Annotated in this window: 17 protein-coding genes; 5 read left to right on the top strand and 12 right to left on the bottom strand. The window is 60.7% G+C overall.

The genetic code is table 11. From position 1 onward, the window contains the following. Positions 1-13: 13 nt before the first annotated feature. Entirely contained in the window at positions 14-1,108 is a 1,095-nt protein-coding gene (locus tag VJ651_RS15240; protein ID WP_324108267.1) for a DMT family transporter, read from the top strand. 8 nt (positions 1,109-1,116) lie between these two features. Here the strand turns inward: VJ651_RS15240 and metE are convergent, their stop codons facing one another. Next, positions 1,117-3,420 (bottom strand): 5-methyltetrahydropteroyltriglutamate--homocysteine S-methyltransferase, encoded by a 2,304-nt coding sequence (metE, locus tag VJ651_RS15235; RefSeq protein WP_324108266.1) that lies wholly within the window; start codon positions 3,418-3,420, stop codon positions 1,117-1,119. Between the two features lie 99 nt (positions 3,421-3,519). Between metE and VJ651_RS15230 the strand changes: the two genes are divergently transcribed. Then, positions 3,520-4,443 (top strand): LysR family transcriptional regulator, encoded by a 924-nt coding sequence (locus VJ651_RS15230; protein ID WP_324108288.1) that lies wholly within the window; start codon positions 3,520-3,522, stop codon positions 4,441-4,443. Positions 4,444-4,555: 112 nt separating this feature from the next. Here VJ651_RS15230 and rraA read toward each other — a convergent pair whose 3' ends face one another. Next, positions 4,556-5,050, bottom strand: a complete 495-nt coding sequence (gene rraA / locus VJ651_RS15225; protein ID WP_324108265.1) for a ribonuclease E activity regulator RraA — start codon at positions 5,048-5,050, stop codon at positions 4,556-4,558. A gap of 104 nt (positions 5,051-5,154) precedes the next feature. Beyond that, positions 5,155-6,390: an MFS transporter gene (locus VJ651_RS15220; RefSeq protein ID WP_324108264.1), complete on the bottom strand. Its 1,236-nt coding sequence runs from the start codon at positions 6,388-6,390 to the stop codon at positions 5,155-5,157. A 116-nt stretch (positions 6,391-6,506) separates the two neighbouring features. Between VJ651_RS15220 and VJ651_RS15215 the strand changes: the two genes are divergently transcribed. Further along, a complete protein-coding gene (locus tag VJ651_RS15215; protein WP_324108263.1) occupies positions 6,507-7,298 on the top strand; it encodes a helix-turn-helix transcriptional regulator in 792 nt (263 codons plus the stop codon). Positions 7,299-7,363: 65 nt separating this feature from the next. Here the strand turns inward: VJ651_RS15215 and clpB are convergent, their stop codons facing one another. Next, positions 7,364-9,961: an ATP-dependent chaperone ClpB gene (gene clpB, locus VJ651_RS15210; protein ID WP_324108262.1), complete on the bottom strand. Its 2,598-nt coding sequence runs from the start codon at positions 9,959-9,961 to the stop codon at positions 7,364-7,366. Between the two features lie 99 nt (positions 9,962-10,060). On the opposite strand from clpB, the gene VJ651_RS15205 reads away from it, so the two are divergent. Further along, on the top strand, positions 10,061-10,603 hold the full coding sequence (locus VJ651_RS15205; RefSeq protein WP_324108261.1) for a hypothetical protein: 543 nt from the start codon (positions 10,061-10,063) through the stop codon (positions 10,601-10,603). On the opposite strand, the gene crcB is transcribed toward VJ651_RS15205, so the two are convergent. The 7 genes from crcB to kbl all read right to left on the bottom strand — a co-directional run bounded on the left by crcB (position 10,600) and on the right by kbl (position 16,765). Beyond that, positions 10,600-10,974, bottom strand: a complete 375-nt coding sequence (gene crcB, locus VJ651_RS15200; RefSeq protein WP_324108260.1) for a fluoride efflux transporter CrcB — start codon at positions 10,972-10,974, stop codon at positions 10,600-10,602. The genes VJ651_RS15205 and crcB overlap by 4 nt on opposite strands. After that, the gene (gene moaE, locus VJ651_RS15195) at positions 10,971-11,450 is read right to left on the bottom strand and encodes a molybdopterin synthase catalytic subunit MoaE (protein ID WP_324108259.1); all 480 of its coding nucleotides are present in this window, start codon (positions 11,448-11,450) and stop codon (positions 10,971-10,973) included. Before moaE ends, crcB begins: the two co-directional genes overlap by 4 nt. Before the next feature lie 4 nt (positions 11,451-11,454). Continuing rightward, positions 11,455-11,712, bottom strand: coding sequence for a molybdopterin converting factor subunit 1 (gene moaD, locus VJ651_RS15190; RefSeq protein WP_292934564.1), 258 nt, complete (start codon positions 11,710-11,712; stop codon positions 11,455-11,457). 6 nt (positions 11,713-11,718) lie between these two features. Then, a complete protein-coding gene (gene glp / locus VJ651_RS15185; RefSeq protein WP_324108258.1) occupies positions 11,719-12,960 on the bottom strand; it encodes a gephyrin-like molybdotransferase Glp in 1,242 nt (413 codons plus the stop codon). A 21-nt stretch (positions 12,961-12,981) separates the two neighbouring features. Continuing rightward, positions 12,982-14,442: a threonine synthase gene (gene thrC, locus VJ651_RS15180; protein ID WP_324108257.1), complete on the bottom strand. Its 1,461-nt coding sequence runs from the start codon at positions 14,440-14,442 to the stop codon at positions 12,982-12,984. Between the two features lie 115 nt (positions 14,443-14,557). Further along, positions 14,558-15,544 (bottom strand): NAD-dependent epimerase/dehydratase family protein, encoded by a 987-nt coding sequence (locus tag VJ651_RS15175; protein WP_324108256.1) that lies wholly within the window; start codon positions 15,542-15,544, stop codon positions 14,558-14,560. A gap of 12 nt (positions 15,545-15,556) precedes the next feature. Then, positions 15,557-16,765: a glycine C-acetyltransferase gene (gene kbl, locus VJ651_RS15170; protein ID WP_324108255.1), complete on the bottom strand. Its 1,209-nt coding sequence runs from the start codon at positions 16,763-16,765 to the stop codon at positions 15,557-15,559. Positions 16,766-16,931: 166 nt separating this feature from the next. Between kbl and VJ651_RS15165 the strand changes: the two genes are divergently transcribed. Beyond that, positions 16,932-17,507 carry an XRE family transcriptional regulator gene (locus tag VJ651_RS15165; protein ID WP_324108254.1) on the top strand — a complete coding sequence of 192 codons (576 nt, stop codon included), beginning with the start codon at positions 16,932-16,934 and terminating at the stop codon, positions 17,505-17,507. 123 nt (positions 17,508-17,630) lie between these two features. On the opposite strand, the gene VJ651_RS15160 is transcribed toward VJ651_RS15165, so the two are convergent. Next, positions 17,631-18,941 (bottom strand): homoserine dehydrogenase, encoded by a 1,311-nt coding sequence (locus VJ651_RS15160; protein ID WP_136415460.1) that lies wholly within the window; start codon positions 18,939-18,941, stop codon positions 17,631-17,633. Between the last annotated feature and the right edge of the window lie 31 nt (positions 18,942-18,972).

The raw sequence follows: 18,972 nt of genomic DNA, 5'->3' as shown, positions 1-18,972 counted from the left end.
TGATGCGAATACAATGGAAACCGACCGAACGACACATCACGCCTACACCATGAACCCAGGCATTCCTTACGCATTGCTGGCCGCGCTTCTGTTTGGCGCCAGCACCCCCTTTGCCAAGCTGATGATCGGGCAAATTGAGCCGGTCTTGCTGGCCGCCCTACTGTACCTCGGCAGCGGCATCGGCTTGAGCGTGTGGCTCATGGTGCGCCGCCTGCTTCGGCGCGCTGGCGGAGCAGGCGCTTCGCTCACGGCGGCCGACTTGCCCTGGCTGGCGGGCGCGGTATTTGCCGGTGGCATAGTCGGTCCGGTGCTGCTGATGACGGGGCTCCGCTATGTGAGCGGCGCGTCGGCCTCGCTGCTCTTGAACATGGAAGGCGTGTTCACGGCATTGCTCGCCTGGTTCGTCTTTCGCGAACACTTCGACCGGCGCATCTTCATAGGCATGATAATGATCATTTGCGCCGGCGCGCTGCTGACCGGCGGAAGCGCGTTCGGGCAATCGATTGACGTGTCCTGGGGCGCCTTGTGCGTGGTGGCAGCCTGCCTGTGCTGGGCGATCGACAACAACCTGACGCGCAAGGTGTCGGCCAGCGATGCGGTTCAGATCGCGGCGGTGAAAGGACTCGCCGCGGGAGCGGTCAATCTGTCATTCGCATTGGCATGGCTCGGATTACCCTTTCCCGCGCCGGTCGAGTTTGCCGCCGCGGGCGTGATCGGCTTTTCCGGCTACGGGCTCAGCCTCGTCCTGTTCGTGCTGGCGCTGCGCCATCTGGGCACCGCACGCACCGGCGCTTACTTTTCAACCGCGCCATTTGCCGGTGCGTTGATTGCCATGCTGATGCTGGGCGAGCGGCCGGAACCGACTTTCTGGATGGCGGCTGCCCTGATGGTGATCGGCATCTGGTTGCATTTGACCGAAACCCACAATCACATGCACACCCACACGCGCTTGTCGCACACGCATGCGCACAGCCACGACGCGCACCATCAGCATGCGCATGACTTCACTTGGGATGGCACGGAGCCGCACACGCATCCGCATGAACACGAGCCGCTGGTGCATAGCCATCCCCACTTTCCGGATATTCACCATCGGCATCCTCATTGATTGCGCGCTCAGGCCGATCCGGCAAGCGCTTCGCCCTGTCCGGCGTCAACCATTTGCCGAAGTTCCCGCGCGGCGCAGACCATGCGCGACAAAGCCTCGCGCGTTTCAGGCCAGCCGCGCGTCTTGAGTCCACAATCCGGGTTGACCCACAGACGCGCATCCGGAATGACTTCCCTCGCCTTCTGCAACAGCCGCATCATTTCCTTGGCGCGAGGAATGCGCGGCGAATGGATGTCATACACGCCCGGACCGATATCGTTCGGATAGGCGAATTCGCCGAAACCTTCGAGCAGCTCCATGTCCGAGCGTGAAGTCTCGATGGTGATCACATCCGCGTCCATCGCGGCAATCCAGGGAAGGATGTCGTTGAACTCGGAATAGCACATGTGGGTGTGGATCTGCGTTTCATCCGTTACGCCCGATGCGCTGACCTTGAATGCCCGCACCGCCCATTCGAGGTAGTGCGGCCAATCACGTTGCTTGAGTGGCAGACCTTCGCGGAAGGCCGGTTCGTCGATCTGGATCATGCCGATGCCGGCCTGCTCCAGGTCGCATACTTCCTCACGCAAGGCCAGCGCAATCTGCAATGCCGTCGTTTCGCGCGGCTGGTCATCGCGCACGAACGACCATTGCAGCATCGTGACCGGTCCGGTCAGCATGCCCTTCATCGGCTTTTCGGTGAGAGACTGCGCGAAGTGGCTCCAGCCGACCGTCATCGGCTCGGGCCGGTACACGTCGCCGTAGATGAAAGGCGGTTTCACGCAGCGCGAACCGTAGCTCTGCACCCAGCCGTTGCCGGTGAAGCCGAAGCCCCACAACTGTTCGCCGAAATATTCGACCATGTCGTTGCGTTCAGGCTCGCCGTGCACCAGCACGTCGAGGCCGAGTGCCTCCTGCTCCCGCACCGCCACGCGGATTTCTTCGCGCATGCGATTCAGGTAATCGAGGTGTCCGATGTCGCCACGCTTATATGCGGCGCGCGCTTGCCGGATTTCCTTCGTTTGTGGAAAGGAGCCGATCGTCGTGGTGGGAAACAGCGGCAGCTTCCATCTTGCCTGCTGCTTCGACGCGCGAGTGCCGAACGCGGACTGGCGCTGCGCATCGGCGTCTGTCACGGCAGCAAGGCGCTTTTGCACAATCGCATTTCGAGTCCTCGGCGATGTCATGCGAGTAGCAATCGCAGCGCGCGCAGCAGCGAACTGTGATTCGACAGGTTCGATGCCTTCATTCAGTGCGCGCCTGAGGACGACGACCTCATCGAGCTTTTGCGTGGCGAACGCCAGCCAGCCCTTGAGTTCGTCATCCAGCGCGGTTTCCTGCGCCAGATCGACCGGCACATGCAGCAGCGAACAGCTCGGCGCCACCCAGAGACGCTCGCCCAGTGCGCTGCGCAGCGGCTCCAGCTTTGCCAGTGCGGCGTCGAGGTCGGTACGCCATATATTGCGTCCGTCGACAATCCCGGCAGAGAGCACACGGTCCGACGGCCAATCGGTCAGAAAGCGTTGCAACTGCTCGGGTGCGCGCACCAAGTCCAGGTGAACGCCGTCGACCGGCAGATCACGCAACAATTCTGAATGCTCGCTCACATCGTCGAAGTACGTGGCAAGCAACAAGGCGGGCGATGCGGTTTTCAGTGCCGCATAGGTCGGCACGAACGCATGACGCCATGACGCATCCAGTTCAAGCGCGAGAATGGGCTCATCAATCTGCACCCACTCCACGCCGATGCTCTGCAAGCGACGCAGAACCTTCTGGTAAGCGGCGACCACGCGCGGCAACAGGTCAAGCTTGTGCGTCAGCCCGGATTTGATCTTGCCGAGATATAGCAGCGTCAGCGGCCCGACCAGCACGGGCTTGACGCGATGCCCTTGCGCACGCGCTTCGACGATTTCATCGAACAGCCAATCGACGCCGCCGTCAAAGCGCAGATCCGGCGTCCACTCCGGGACCAGATAGTGGTAATTGGTGTCGAACCACTTCGTCATTTCCATCGCGAAGTGTTTGTTGCTGCCGCGCGCCATCGTGAAATAGTCGGACAAGCTCAGGCGCGCCGGATCGAACCCGAAACGCGACGGGATCGCACCGAGCAGCGCCAGCGTGTTCAGAACCTGGTCGTACCATGCGAAATCGCCGACGCTGACCCAATCCAGCCCGGCCCTGGCTTGCGTTGTCCAATGGCGCTCGCGCAGACCATGACCGACTTCCTGCAAGGCCGCTTCATCCGTTTCGCCGCGCCAGAACGATTCCAGGGCAAATTTCAGCTCGCGCTGCGCGCCGATGCGCGGGAAACCCAGGGTATGCGCCATTGCCATGACATGCTCTCCAATAAGTGGTCTTGAGGCTTGCCATCTTCACCCAGGCTCATTTATGATTCAAACGATATATTTTAAGAATCATCTTGAATTTTACTCATAATGCAATCCATCCTTGAACTGCGACACCTGAAAACCCTGGTCGCGCTGCGCGAAGCGGGCAACCTGCTGCGCGCAGCGACCTTGCTCAACGTCACGCAATCGGCCTTGTCGCATCAGCTCAAGCAACTGGAGGATCACCACGGCGTGCCGCTGTTCGAGCGCAAATCGGTGCCGGTCCGCTTTACGCCGGCCGGCGAACGGCTGTTGAAACTGGCGGATGCCGTGCTGCCGCAGGTGGAAAATGCGGAGCGTGATGTGGTGCGCATGGCGCAAGGCGTGGCGGGGCAATTGCGGATCGCCGTCGAGTGCCATACCTGTTTCGACTGGTTGATGCCCGCGATGGATGTATTCCGCAGTCGCTGGCCTGAGGTGGAACTGGATATCGTGTCAGGCTTTCACGCCGACCCGGTGGGTCTGCTATACAGCCGCAGGGCGGACGTGGCCATTGTGTCCGACGTCGATCCGGATGAGGCGGTGGACTATCATCCGCTGTTTCGTTTTGAAATCATCGCGCTGCTGGCCAAGGACCATGCGCTCGCCACGCGCGAGTATCTGAACGCTGAAGACTTCGCGACCGACACGCTCATTACCTACCCGGTGCCGGACGACATGCTCGATATCGTGCGCCAGGTACTCAAGCCGGCCGGCGTCAATGCGGAACGACGCACGACGGAATTGACAGTCGCGATGCTGCAGCTCGTCGCCAGCAAGCGCGGCATCGCTACCCTCCCCGTTTGGGCCGCGCGGAACTACCTCGATCGCAACTATGTGCTGGCCAGGCGCATTACCGCGAATGGCCTGACCGGGCATCTGCACGCGGCCTGCCTGCCCGAACTGTCGGCCAAGCCATTCCTGGCCGACTTCGTCAGCACCACGAGAGAAAGCTGCTATCTGAATCTGCGCAGCATCGAGTTGCTGTAAGAGTCCATTCCTTCGGTAAGCAGAACAGGGTGAACGCTGCTGCATCTGCGGCGCCAGCGACTGCGAAAAAGTGGATGAGGGCGAATACCTGAAGCGATATTTATCTCTCGGCTCAGGCCAGATCCTCTGCAGAAACCAGCACGCCGTCCGCATCGGCGTAAATCCAGTTGCCCGGCCTGACGGTCACGCCGGCGATCGATACGGCGATATCGCGCTCGCCGACACCCTTGCGGATACTGCGTTGCGGATGGGTTGCCAGTGCGCGCACGCCGATGTCACAGGCATTGATCTCCTCCGAATCGCGGATGCAGCCATTGACGATGATGCCGACCCAGCCGTTTTTCTCCGCCAGCACGCCGAGATTGCCTCCGACCAGCGCGCAACGCAGGCTGCCGCCGCCGTCTACCACCAGCACCCGTCCATTGCCCGGCGTCTCCAGCGTGGAACGCACCAGCACGTTATCTTCAAATACCTTCAGCGTCGCGGCCTGTCCGGAAAACGCGGCGCGCTTGCCGAATTTCTGGAATACCGGCGGCAGCACGGCCAGTGTGCCGGCGGCGATCTTGTCTTCGTTGGCGTCGCAAATGTCACATGTTGCAAAACTCATCGACTTCTCCCGTCATTGAAAAGCAAATAAACAGAATTGTAAGCGAGCCGGGCAACAAAAAAGCCACCGCGGCGTGCGATGACTTTTGGGATGATTTTTTGCGATCAGGCTGCGAGTGAAGTCTTGACCGCCGTTCTTGCGGTATTGGTGCCCACGCCCACCGCGGTCACGATGGCCATGCACTGGAAGATACCGATTCCGATGAACACCCACGCGGGATGATTCGCATCCATCAATGCGCCGAACAGCAGCGGCGCCATCGACAGCCCGATATCGAGGCCGGAATACACCACGCCGTACACGCGGCCGGTCGCGTTCTTCGGCGAGGCGGCGCGGATCAGCAAGTCGCGCGACGGCCCCGCGATCCCTGCGCCGAAACCGACCGCACCCATCAATACAACCGCCATCATGGGCGGCACGACGCCGGCCGCGATCACCACCGCAAACAGGCCGGACGCAGTAAATGCGAAGGCAATGGTGCGCTCGTGCCGCGAGGTCTTCGCCGCCAGGAATCCACCCCAGATCATCCCCGCCGCCGAGGCCAGCATGTAGGCCGTATAGCCGGCGGTGGCGGAAGCAAGCGACATACCGTACAAGGCGCGCAGGCTGGGCGAGGAGAAGCTCTGGATTCCGCCCAGCGCCATCGCGGTAATCAGGAAAAATGCAAAGCACATCCATACCGCGGGCAGACGCATGAAATCGAGCACATGACCGCCGGGCGCTTCTGCATGCTTCGATGCCGTCGGCTTGATGTCGTCAGTACGCAATACGTCGCGGTAGACGAACAGCAGCAGCAATAGGGCGAACGGAACACAGGCCGCCGCCATCAGCGCCACATGCCAGCCGGCGAATCCGGCGATGCCGGTCAGGAATACCGGCGCCGCAGCCCAGCCGAGATTGCCCGTGATCCCGTGCATGGAAAAAGCATGGCCGAGTCGCGCCGTCGAAACGCGCTTGTTCAACAGCGTGTAGTCGGACGGGTGAAACACGCTGTTCCCCAGGCCGGCGAGCATGGAGCCTGCCAACAGCATCGGGTAATTCGACGCTTGCGACAGTACCAGTGCCGACACCCCGAGCAAGCCGACGCCCGCGAACAGCACATTGCGCGCGCCGACACGGTCGACCACGAAACCGGCAAGCGCCTGACCGACGCCGGAGACAACGAAGAAGACCGTCATCAGCAAGCCAAGCTCCGCATACGACAAACTGAATGCCTCCTTCAGCCAGGGAAACAGCGGCGCAAGGATCAAATGAAAAAAATGCGATACGCCATGGGCGAGGCCGACGAGGCCGATCACCTGGGCATCCTGGCGGAAATTGGGAACGGCGGCAGTCGTCATGACACTCTCTTTGGTTTCTGGGATGACATGAGTCTATGCAAAACAGGCGCGTCTGTTTTAAGATAGAACGACAATTTTTATCGAATATCAGCCAAAGCGGAATTCCTCGTATAGTCATGGCAACGCTGCCTGTCACCCATACCCGTCTGCATCTCCCCGGCACGGCGCCGACGCCGAAGCGGCCGGTGCGACTGGTAGCGCGCGACCTCGACGCATCGGAACTGCTCGCCGCGCACAGTCATGCGTGGGGACAGGTTACCTACGCGCTGGACGGCGTCGTGCGCGTCACTGTCGGCAACAGCACCTGGATCGTGCCGCCGATGCGCGCGATCTGGATCCCGCCCAGGTCGCTGCATGAAGTTGCCACTCTCGAAAAGGCAAAGCTGCGGGCGCTGTACGTGCATGCCGATGCCTCCCCGTTCAAAGGCGAAGAATGCGAAGTCCTGGAGGTGTCGTCGCTGCTGCGCGAACTGATCCTTGCCTTCGCGCAGGTGCATGCAGGCGAAGAGCGCGAAGCCTTGCTGTCCTCGCTGATCCTCGATGAACTGGCCCGCTCGCGAACGCAACCGATCCGGGTTGCGCTGCCGGACGACAAGCGCTTGAAGGCATTGTGCGAATTGCTGATTGCCGATCCGGCCTCACCCCACACGCTGGATGAACTGGCGGCACAGGTCGGCGCCTCCGGCCGGACGCTGGCGCGCCTGTTTGAACGGGAACTCGGCATGAGTTTCAGTCAGTGGCGACAGCAGGTGCGTCTCGCACACGCGGCGCCGCTCATCGCGCGCGGCCTGCCCTTGTCGCATGTCGCCGCCGAACTTGGCTATGCCAGCCAGTCCGCGTTCTCCGCCATGTTCAAGAAGACCTTCGGACAATCGCCGACCACTTTCTTTGCCAATAGGCTGGCGTAACTGTCGCAAAAAAAGAAAGGCCACCCGCAGGTGGCCTTTCCTCATGCCGCAATCATTCTCCGAGATTACGCGACCTTGCCCTTTTCGAATGCCAGCTCGTTGCCGCGTACCGTCACTGAAATGACATCCTTCGGAGCGAACTTGCCTTCGAGGATCAGCTTCGACAGCGGGTTCTCGATCTGCTGTTGCACCGCGCGCTTCAAGGGGCGTGCGCCATACACCGGGTCGAAGCCGGCCTCGGCGATCTTTTGCAGCGCCGCGTCCGAGATTTGCAAGCGCATATCCATCTTGGCAAGCCTTTGTTCCAGCACTTGCAGCTGGATGCGTGCGATCGAGCCGATATGCTTTTCGTCGAGCGCATGGAACACGACGATCTCGTCGACACGGTTGACGAACTCCGGACGGAAATGGCTCTTCACCTCCGCCATCACCGCAAGCTTCACCAAGGCCGGGTCGCTACCTTCCATCGACTGGATCTTGTGCGAACCGAGATTGGAAGTCATCACGATCACGGTGTTCTTGAAGTCCACCGTGCGCCCCTGGCCGTCGGTCATGCGACCATCGTCCAGCACTTGCAGCAGGACGTTGAACACGTCGGCATGCGCCTTCTCGATCTCGTCGAGCAGGATCACGCTGTACGGCTTGCGCCGCACCGCTTCGGTCAGGTAGCCGCCCTCTTCATAGCCGACATAGCCCGGCGGCGCACCGATCAGGCGTGCGACGGAATGCTTCTCCATGAACTCGCTCATGTCGAGGCGAATCAGAGCCTCTTCGGTATCGAACAGGAAGGAAGCCAGCGCCTTGCACAGCTCGGTCTTGCCGACACCGGTTGGGCCGAGGAACATGAAGGAGCCATACGGACGATTCGGGTCCGACAGGCCGGCACGCGAACGCCGGATGGCGTCCGACACCGCAACGATCGCCTCGTCCTGGCCCACCACGCGCTTGTGCAATTCCTCTTCCATATGCAGCAGCTTGTCGCGCTCGCCCTGCATCATCTTGGAGACCGGAATGCCGGTTGCGCGCGACACCACCTCGGCAATTTCTTCCGCACCGACCTGGGTGCGCACCAGCTTGCGCTCGCCCTTCTTTTCTTCGCCGCCAACGTCCTTGTCGGCTTGCTTGAGCTGGGCTTCCAGCTGCGGCAGCTTGCCGTACTGCAGTTCGGACATCTTCTGCCAGTCGCCCTTGCGCTTGGCTTCTTCCATCTGCAGCTTGACCTTCTCGATTTCTTCCTTGATCTGCTGGCTGCCCTGCACCGCCGCCTTCTCGGCTTTCCAGATTTCTTCCAGATCGGCGTATTCGCGCTCCAGCTTGTGGATCTCTTCCTCGATCAGGCCGAGGCGCTTCTGCGACGCCTCGTCCTTTTCCTTCTTCACGGCCTCGCGCTCGATCTTCAACTGGATCAGGCGGCGGTCGAGCCTGTCCATGACTTCCGGCTTGGAGTCGATCTCGATCTTGATCTTGGATGCGGCTTCATCGATCAGGTCGATGGCCTTGTCCGGCAGGAAGCGGTCGGTAATATAGCGATGCGAGAGCTCGGCCGCGGCGACGATCGCCGGGTCGGTGATATCGACGCCATGATGCACTTCGTATTTTTCCTGCAGGCCGCGCAGGATCGCGATGGTCGCCTCCACGCTCGGCTCGCCAACCAGGATCTTCTGGAAACGACGCTCCAGTGCCGCATCCTTCTCGACGTATTTGCGATATTCGTCCAGGGTGGTCGCGCCGATGCAATGCAGCTCGCCGCGCGCGAGTGCCGGCTTCAGCATGTTGCCCGCGTCGATCGCTCCCTCGGCCTTGCCTGCGCCGACCATGGTGTGCAGCTCGTCGATGAAGACGATGGTCTGCCCCTCATCCTGCGCGATTTCCTTGAGCACTGCTTTCAAGCGCTCTTCGAATTCACCACGGTATTTCGCACCGGCCAGCAATGCGGCCATGTCGAGTGACAACACGCGTTTCGATTTCAGGCTGTCGGGCACTTCGCCATTGACGATGCGCTGCGCCAGTCCTTCCACGATCGCGGTCTTGCCCACACCCGGCTCGCCGATCAGCACCGGATTGTTCTTGGTGCGGCGTTGCAGGACCTGGATCGCGCGGCGAATCTCATCGTCACGGCCGATCACCGGGTCCAGCTTGCCGGCGCGGGCGCGTTCGGTCAGATCGAGCGTGTATTTCTTCAGGGCTTCGCGCTGCCCTTCGGCATCCTGCGAATTGACGTTGCCGCCGCCACGCACGGCGGTAATTGCGGCTTCGAGCGCCTTGCGCGTCAAACCGTTGTCGCGCGCCAGGCGACCCGCCTCCGACTTGTCTTCGGTCAGGGCAAGCAAGATCATTTCGCTGGCGATGAACTGGTCGCCGCGCTTCTGCGCTTCCTTGTCGGCCAGATTCAGCAATGACGCGGTTTCGCGGCCGATCTGCACTTCGCCGCCGGTACCGGACACCTTGGGCAGGCGTTCCAGTGCGCTCTTCAGTCCGTTCTGCAGGCCGCCGACGTTCACGCCGGCGCGTTGCAGCAGCGAACGCGCGCTGCCGTCCTCCTGGTTCAGAAGGGCGATCAGGACGTGCGCCGGCTCAATGTATTGGTTATCATTGCCGACTGCCTGGCTTTGGGCATCGGCAAGGGCTTCTTGCAACTTGGTTGTCAGTTTGTCGAGACGCATGGATTGTTCTCCAAAATTCGATTTGCTACCAAAGTAAGGGCGACAGACAACATTTCAAGAAAGGACATTTGATTCTGCGCGCTTCAGAATCAGATTGGGATGGAATTGCATCAAATTCAAGTGACTTATGTGGCCGAGGAAGACCGCATCCTGTGCCGGACTTCGTTCAAGGACGAGGGCGACGGCTTGCAGGAGGTCCGTGCCTGGCTGACGCGGCGCATGGTCGCGAAGCTGTGGCCGAGCATTATTGATGCACTGGAAAAACAGGTGGCCCTGGACAAGCCGCTGGCCGCGCATGCGAGCGCCGATATCGTCGGCATGGACCACTTTGCCAGCGTGGAAGAAATCAGGGGCAGCGGCAGCTTCAGCAGCCCTTATGAGTCAGCAATAGAAAGTTTTCCGCTGGGGGAGACGCCGATCCTCGTCACGACGGTCAACTTCACACTCAATCCCGACCAGCCGATCCGGATGAATCTGGCTCCCGCGGAAGGTTTTGGCTTCGAGATAGCCTTTACGCAGACGGTGCTGCACGGCTTTTGCTCCTTGCTGAAGGATGCCGTGAAAATCGCGGAATGGGATCTGGATCTCGCCATGCCCGGCATGCTTGCCCCGAGTGGCAACGCGGCACGCGTGTTGAACTAACCGGTGATCGCGCGATAGGACGCGAAGCCGGCAAAACAGAAAGCGATCGAGCCGATCAGATGCATGGCGCTATGAAAAAGCGCCCATCCATAGTCTCCGCGTTGCAACAGCACCATAGCTTCGGCGGAAAAAGAAGAAAAGGTCGTCAGCCCGCCCAGGAATCCGGTCACCGTCAGCAGACGCCATTCCGGCGACAATTCGGGATGCGAGGCAAAGAAGCCGACGGCGATGCCGATCAGGTAGCCGCCGCTAAAGTTGGCAGCCAGCGTTCCCCAGGGCAACTTGTGGTGAATTGTATTCAGCCACAGCCCCAAGCCCCAGCGCAGCCATGCGCCGATCGCCGCACCGAGCCCGACCGCCAGCCAGCTCATGCCTTGTCGCCGCTGTTATCCGACTGGATGCCCCATTTGGCCATCGCCTTGTCGTCGGTGACGCGGGCATCCACCCAGCGCGCGCCCTGCGGCGTTTGCTCCTTCTTCCAGAACGGCGCCTGCGTCTTGAGGTAGTCCATGATGAATTCGCAGGCTGCAAACGCTTCGCCGCGATGCGCCGAGGTCACTGCAACCAGTACGATCTGGTCCAGCGGCTTCAGCGGCCCGACTCGATGGATCACGAGCGCGTCGAACAGCGACCAGCGCGCCCTCGCCTGCGCAACGATGTCTTCCAGGGCCTTCTCGGTCATCCCCGGGTAGTGCTCCAGCTCCATCTCGCTGATGCCCGTGCCTTCATTCATGTCGCGCACGGTACCGACAAACGCCACCACGGCGCCGATCTGCGGCTGGTTGGCTCGAAGGTCGGCAACTTCCTTGCCGAGGTCGAAGTCCTGGGTTTGAACACGGATCGGCATAGTCCTAGCCACCTGTCACCGGCGGGAAAAAGGCGACTTCGCCACCTTCGCCGAGGCGGGTGTCGGCACCGCTCATCACTTGGTTATAAGCCATGCGCAAGGCGCGTCCCTCGGCCAGGGTTTCGGCCCAGACGCCGCCACGCGCACGCAGGTAGCTGCGTACGTCGCCCACCGTCTGCACATCGTCCGGCAATGCGACGGTTTCCTGCGCCGTCCCCAAGGCTTCACGCACACTGGCAAAAAAGCGGAGCTGGATATTCATGTCGTCTTAAAAAAGCAATTCACTGAAAGGAATGAAGCGTACCGTATCGCCCGGCGCGATCGTCTGGCCGGCAGGATTGTCGACCAGACCGTCACCCCAAACGGTCGACGTCAGCACCGCCGAGCTCTGGTTCTTGAACAGGTCCAGGCCGCCCGAGGCATTCATGCGGGAACGCAGGAATTCATTGCGGCGATCTGCTTTCGGCACCGCGAAATCGGCACGCATGTTGAATGTCCTCGGCGCGACGTCGGTCACGCCCTGCAGGCGCAGCAGGAACGGGCGCACAAACAGGAGGAAGGTGACGAAGCTGGAAACCGGATTGCCGGGCAGGCCGATGAAAAACGTGGGCTCATTGCACTCGGCACGGTTGACCTCGCCGAACGCCAGCGGCTTGCCGGGCTTGATCGCAATCTGCCACATGTTCAGGCGCCCTTCCGCCTCGACTGCCGGCTTGATGTGATCCTCTTCGCCGACCGACACGCCACCCGAGGTGATGATCAGGTCATGGCCGGCTGCGGCCTGCCGCAAGGTGTCGCGCGTGGCGGACAACGAATCCGGGACGATGCCGTAATCGGTGATGTCGCAGCCGAGGTTTTCCAGCAGGCCGCGCAAGGTGAAACGATTGGAATTGTAGATGGCGCTGGGCTTCAAGGGCTCGCCCGGCATCGCCAGTTCGTCGCCGGTAAAGAACACCGCGACGCGCGGTTTGCGCACCACCGGCAGAGTCGCAATGCCAACTGACGCCGCCATGCCGAGTTCCTGCGCGCGCAGCCGCGTCCCTGCTGCAAGAATGATGCTGCCGGCCCGGATGTCCTCTCCGGCGCGGCGTATCCATTCCCCGGCTTGCGGCGCATGCTTGATCGTGACCAGATCGCCATCCGCGGCTTTTTCCAGCTCGCATTGCTCCTGCATCACCACCGCATCCGCGCCCTGCGGAATCATCGCGCCAGTGAAAATGCGCGCCGCGGTCCCCGGCTGCAAGGGCTGCCCCACATGCCCGGCAGGAATGCGTTGCGATACCTTCAGCCTGGCACTGCCGCTCGCACAGTCGGCGGCACGTACCGCATAGCCATCCATCTGCGTATTGTCCATCGGCGGGACACTCAACTGCGATGTCTGGGCGGCGGCGAGCACCCGGCCGTTGCAGGACAGCGTTGCCAGGGTTTCCGTTTCCGCGATCGGACGAACCGCGGAGAGAAGAAAATCGAGCGCCTCGGCGGCGCTCAACATCGGTTTCTTTTCAGTCATGTTTGCAATGACAGCTCTTGATTACAAACCGGTGTGCTTCGCAATGAAGGCTTTCACCTTTGCGACATCGGCCGGCATCACGTCGAAGCGTTGCGGCAGGGACTCGATATTTTCGAACCCGGCAGGACGCTCGGCATCACGGCCCAGCGCCTCGCGTATCGTTTCATTGAACTTGGCCGGCAATGCGGTCTCCAGCACAATCATCGGCACGCCGGGCGTCAAGTACTCGCGCGCGACCTTGACGCCGTCTGCGGTGTGGGTATCGATCGTCACACCGTATTTCGCATGCACGTCGCGAATGGTCGCGACGCGATCCTGGTGCACCGACTTGCCCGACAAGAAACCGTATTGCGCGACCTTCTTGAATTCGTCGCCATCGCTGCCGGGCTTGCCGGACAGGTCGAAGCCGCCATGCGTATCCACCTTCTTGAACAAGGCGCGCACGCGCTCCGCATCGCGGCCGAGCAGATCAAAGACGAAGCGCTCGAAGTTGGATGCCTTGCTGATGTCCATGCTCGGGCTGGTGGTGTGATAAGTCTCGGACGATTTGCGCACGCGGTACACACCGGTGCGGAAGAACTCGTCGAGCACATCGTTCTCGTTGGTGGCGGCGACCAGCTTGTCGATCGGCAGACCCATCATGCGCGCGATGTGGCCGGCGCAGATATTGCCGAAATTGCCGGACGGAACGGTGAACGAGACTTTCTGGTCGTTGCTGGTCGTCGCCGCCAGGTAGCCGCGGAAGTAGTAGACCACCTGCGCCACCACGCGCGCCCAGTTGATCGAATTGACGGTACCGATCTTCTGGCGCGTCTTGAATTCGAGATCGTTCGAGACTGCCTTCACCATGTCCTGGCAGTCGTCGAATACGCCTTCCACCGCGATGTTGAAGATGTTCGGATCCTGCAGGCTGAACATCTGCGCAGTCTGGAATGCGCTCATCTTCTTGTGCGGCGAGAGCATGAACACCCGGATGCCCTTCTTGCCGCGCATTGCGTATTCCGCGGCGCTGCCGGTATCGCCCGAGGTCGCGCCGAAGATGTTCAGTTCGGCATGCTGTTTGGCCAATGCATACTCGAACAGATTGCCGAGCAGCTGCATTGCCATGTCCTTGAACGCCAGCGTCGGACCGTTGGACAAGGCCTGCAATACCAGCTTGCTGCCGTTCTTCTCTTCCAGCACGCGCAGGGGCGTGATCTGCGATGCGTCTTCGCCTGCCCGTACGTTGCGATACACATCGGCCGTATAGGTCTTGTGCGCGAGTGCCTTCAGATCCGCTTCCGGAATGTCAGTCGCGAATTTCTTCAATACCTCCACCGCCAGATCCGCGTACGACAGCTTGCGCCACGCGTCGAGATCCGCGCCGCTGATCTTCGGATATTCGACCGGCAGATACAGGCCGCCGTCGGGGGCGAGCCCGCCGAGCAGGATTTGGGAGAACGACTGTGCCGGGGCTTGACCGCGTGTAGAGACGTATTGCATAAATTCTTGAAAATTTAATAATGTGAGTACCATGCCGCCCTCGCGCCAGCGCGCCGAACGAACAGACGTTTAACCTCTCATTATAAAGCGGCCTTGCCTCGGATCGGCAATTTGCTCAAGCGGCGTGATGCAGCTCTCCCCGTGCCGCGGCGCGCCGTCTTGCGGGAATATGCTTGAGCATGTCTTCCACCAGTTCGTCGAGCCCGATTTTCGCCTTCCAGCCCCAATCGGCGCGGGCGTAGGTGTCGTCGAGACTGTGCGGCCAGGTTTCGGCAATCGCCTGACGGTGGTCGGGTTGATAGCGGATCTCAAAGTGCGGCACGCGCCGCCGGATGGCCTCGGCCAAATCCCGCGGATTGAAGCTCAACCCGGCCACGTTGTAAGCCGAACGGACCCGGATCTGCCCGGCCGGCGCATCCATCAGTTCGATGGTCGCTCGGATCGCATCGGGCATGTAAATCATCGGCAGCGTGGTTTCCGGGCCGAGATAGCAGGTGTACGGCTCGCCGTCCCGCGCCGCGTGAAAGATCGCAATCGCATAATCGGTGGTGCCGCCACCCGGAGGGGATTTGTAGCTGATGATGCCCGGATAACGGATGCTGCGCACGTCCACGCCGAACCTGGTGAAGTAGTACTCGCAAAGACGTTCGCCGGCCTGCTTGCTGATGCCGTAGATGGTTGTGGGATCCATGACCGCCAATTGCGGCGTATCGACCGCCGGCGTATGCGGACCGAAGGCGGCGATCGACGACGGCCAGAACACTTTCAGCGGCTTGCCTGCCTCACCGCGTTCGCGCGCCAGTTCCAGGATATTCAGCAAGCCGTTCATGTTCAGCGTCCATGCCTTCAGCGGTGCTTGCTCGCCGGTCACCGACAGCAGCGCGGCCAGCTGATAGACCTGCGTAACACGATGATGCTCGACCACCTGGGCCAACCGGTTCGTGTCGAGCACGTCCACCGTCTCATAACGGGTCGCGCCAAACAGGCTGCGCGGCCCGATATCCGCCGCGATGACGTTATCCGCGCCATGCCGTGCGACGAGCGCCTCGACCAGTTCGCTGCCGATTTGCCCGTTGGCGCCAATGACAAGAATCCGTTCCATGCTGCCCCTCCTTCAATTCTTCAAAAGGCCGAGCTCCTGCCCCGCCAGCCTGAACGCCGCCAGGGCGCGATCCAGTTGTTCCGTGGTGTGTGCCGCCGACAATTGCACCCGGACACGAGCCTGCCCCATGGGCACCACCGGGTAAAAGAAGCCGGTTACCAATACGCCGAGTTCATACAATCGCTGCGCAAACTTCTGCGCGAGCGGCGCATCGAACAGCATCACGGGCACGACCGGGTGTGTGCCCGGCTTGATGGTGAAGCCAAGCTCGCTGATGGCCTTGCGGAAATACGCGGTGTTCGCATGCAATCGGTCGCGCAGTTCCGTCGACGACGACAGCCGTTCCAGCACGGACAGCGAGGCGCCGGCAATCGCCGGGGCCAGTGAATTGGAAAACAGATAGGGACGCGACTTCTGGCGCAAAGTCTGCACTACCTCGCTCCGTGCCGCGGTGAAGCCGCCCATCGCGCCGCCGAGCGCCTTGCCAAGCGTGCCGGTGATAATGTCGATACGGCCCATCACATCGTGGTGTTCATGCGTGCCGCGTCCAGTCTTGCCCATGAAGCCGGTAGCATGGCATTCATCGATCATGACCAGTGCGTCGTAGCGGTCAGCGAGGTCGCAAATCCTGTCCAGCTGCGCGATGGTACCGTCCATCGAGAACACGCCGTCGGTGGCGATAATCTTGTGGCGTTTGCCCTCGGCCGCCTGCAACTGCTTCTCGAGATCAGCCATGTCATTGTGCTCGTAACGATAGCGCGCGGCCTTGCACAGCCGGATGCCGTCGATGATGGAGGCGTGGTTCAATGCGTCGGAAATGATCGCGTCCTTCTCATCGAACAAGGGCTCGAACAGCCCGCCATTCGCATCGAAAGCCGCCGCATACAGAATGCTGTCTTCCATGCCGAGAAATTCCGACAAAGCCAGTTCCAGCTGCTTGTGCACGGTTTGCGTACCGCAGATGAAACGCACCGACGACAGCCCGTAGCCGTATTTTTCGGTTGCCGCAATCGCGGCGCGCACGGTCGCTTCGTCGCCCGATAGCCCGAGATAGTTATTGGCGCACAGATTGATGAGTTTTCGCCCATCGTCGCAAACCACCTCGGCGCCCTGACGGGAAGAAATCACGCGTTCGGGCTTGTACAAGCCTTGTTCGCGCAGGTTGTCCAGGTTGCGCGTCAGCCCTTCGTAAAAATCCTGTTTTGCATTGACCACAGTCATCCTTGTCTCCCGTGTGTGGATGGCGCCGCAAGCAGCGAATCCTTACTTTTATTGCCATGCTTCTGGTACGATCGGAGTTCAATAATTTCACACATATTCATTATAAAGAACTTAGGTTCGATATATCGAATATTAACATTCTCATTAAACATTGCAAGCCTTGTTCATGAAAAAAGCCCTCGCCCCCAGTTCGCCGCCGGAAGTTGGTGCCACGCTGCAAAAAATCCGCTTGAAACGTGGTTTGACACTGGAAGACCTGTCGCGTGCGGCGGGCGTGTCGAAATCCATGCTTTCTCAAATCGAGCGGGAAAAGGCGAATCCGACGATCGCCGTTGCATGGCGGCTGGCCAATGCGCTGGGAATCGGCATCGAGGAGTTGCTTGCTGCAAACACGCAGGAATCCGAAGCGATTCACCTGCTCGAGCCGCATGAAACACCTACGCTGCCCGGCAACCATTCCGGCTACGTCTTGCGCATCCTGGGTCCCATGGACCTGGCCGGGAAGTTCGAGTGGTACGAGTTGACGCTCGCGCCGGACGGTGCGCTGAAATCGAGCCCGCATGATCCCGGCACGATTGAGCACCTGACCCTGCTCAACGGTTCCGTGGATGTGGAAGTGGATGGCGTCACGAAGAAGCTGAAAGCGGGCGGAACCGCACGCTACCATGCCGACAAGCCGCACGCGATTCTGAACGCCGGCAAGAGCGAGGCGAAAGCATTGCTGGTGGTGATCCACCGCTAACCTTACCCACTTTGCCCCCCGGCAAGACAAGAAAAAAGCGTGCGGACCAGAACGGTCGGCACGCCTTGAAGTGCAGCGCCACGCCGGCTGAATCTGCCGGCGCCACGAAATATCAACTCAGTTTCAGCTCAGTTCCTCGAGTCGGATCCTGGTTACCTGGCCCACCACCGTGGACAGTGCCTCGATCTTGGCAATCGCCGCTTCGATGTTCTTTTCCTGCGTCTGATGCGTCAGCATGATGATGTCGGTCTTGGTTTCGCCTTCGGCCGGTTCCTTCTGCAGCATCGCATCGATGGAAATCGTCGAATCCGCCAGGATGCGCGTGACATCGGCCAGCACGCCCGGCTGGTCTGCCACCTGCATGCGCAGGTAGTAGCTGGTGGTGACTTCCGAGATCGGCAGGATCGGCGTGTTGTCCATGGCATTCGGCTGGAACGCCAGATGCGGCACGCGGTGTTCCGGATCGGCCGTCGCCAGGCGCGTGATGTCGACCAGATCCGCAATCACGGCCGACGCGGTCGGTTCCGAGCCGGCGCCCTTGCCGTAATACAGCGTCGCGCCCACGGCATCGCCCTGCACCACGACGGCGTTCATTGCACCTTCCACATTGGCAATCAGGCGCTTGGCCGGGATCAGGGTCGGGTGCACGCGCAATTCGATGCCTTTTGGCGTGCGCTTGGTGATGCCCAATAGCTTGATGCGATAGCCGAGTTGCTCAGCATAGCGAATATCGGTCGCCTGCAGCTTGGTGATGCCTTCCACGTAGGCCTTGTCGAATTGCACCGGAATACCGAATGCGATCGCGGACATGATGGTCGCCTTGTGCGCGGCGTCGATGCCTTCGATGTCGAAGGTCGGATCGGCTTCCGCATAGCCGAGGCGCTGCGCCTCCTTCAGCACGACGTCGAAATCGAGGCCCTTGTCGCGCATCTCGGACAGGATGAAGTTGGTAGTGCCGTTGATGATGCCGGCCAGCCATTGAATGCGATTCGCTGTCAGGCCTTCGCGCAATGCCTTGATGATCGGAATCCCGCCAGCGACTGCGGCTTCAAATGCGACCATGACACCCTTGTCCTGCGCGGCCTTGAAGATTTCATTACCGTGCGTGGCCAGCAGTGCCTTGTTGGCGGTCACGACATGCTTGCCGTTGGCAATCGCTTTCAATACCAGCTCCTTGGCAATTCCGTAGCCGCCGATCAGCTCGATGACGATGTCGATTTCCGGGTTGTTCACCACCAGGTTGGCATCGCTCACCACCTCGCATTCGCCGTTGGTCAATTCCTTCGCGCGCGCAGTGTTCAGGTCGGCCACCATCGTGATCTGAATGCTGCGGCCAGCACGACGCGTAATTTCTTCCTGGTTGCGCTTCAATACATTGAACGTGCCGGAACCAACGGTACCGATGCCTAACAAGCCTACTTTGATGGGTTTCATAGTTTTCGAAAAATAAAATGCTGCCGGGGTC

The organism is Noviherbaspirillum sp. (genome assembly GCF_035254865.1).
In the GTDB taxonomy this organism is placed as follows: domain Bacteria; phylum Pseudomonadota; class Gammaproteobacteria; order Burkholderiales; family Burkholderiaceae_D; genus Noviherbaspirillum.
This window is presented reverse-complemented; position numbering and strand designations above follow the sequence as displayed.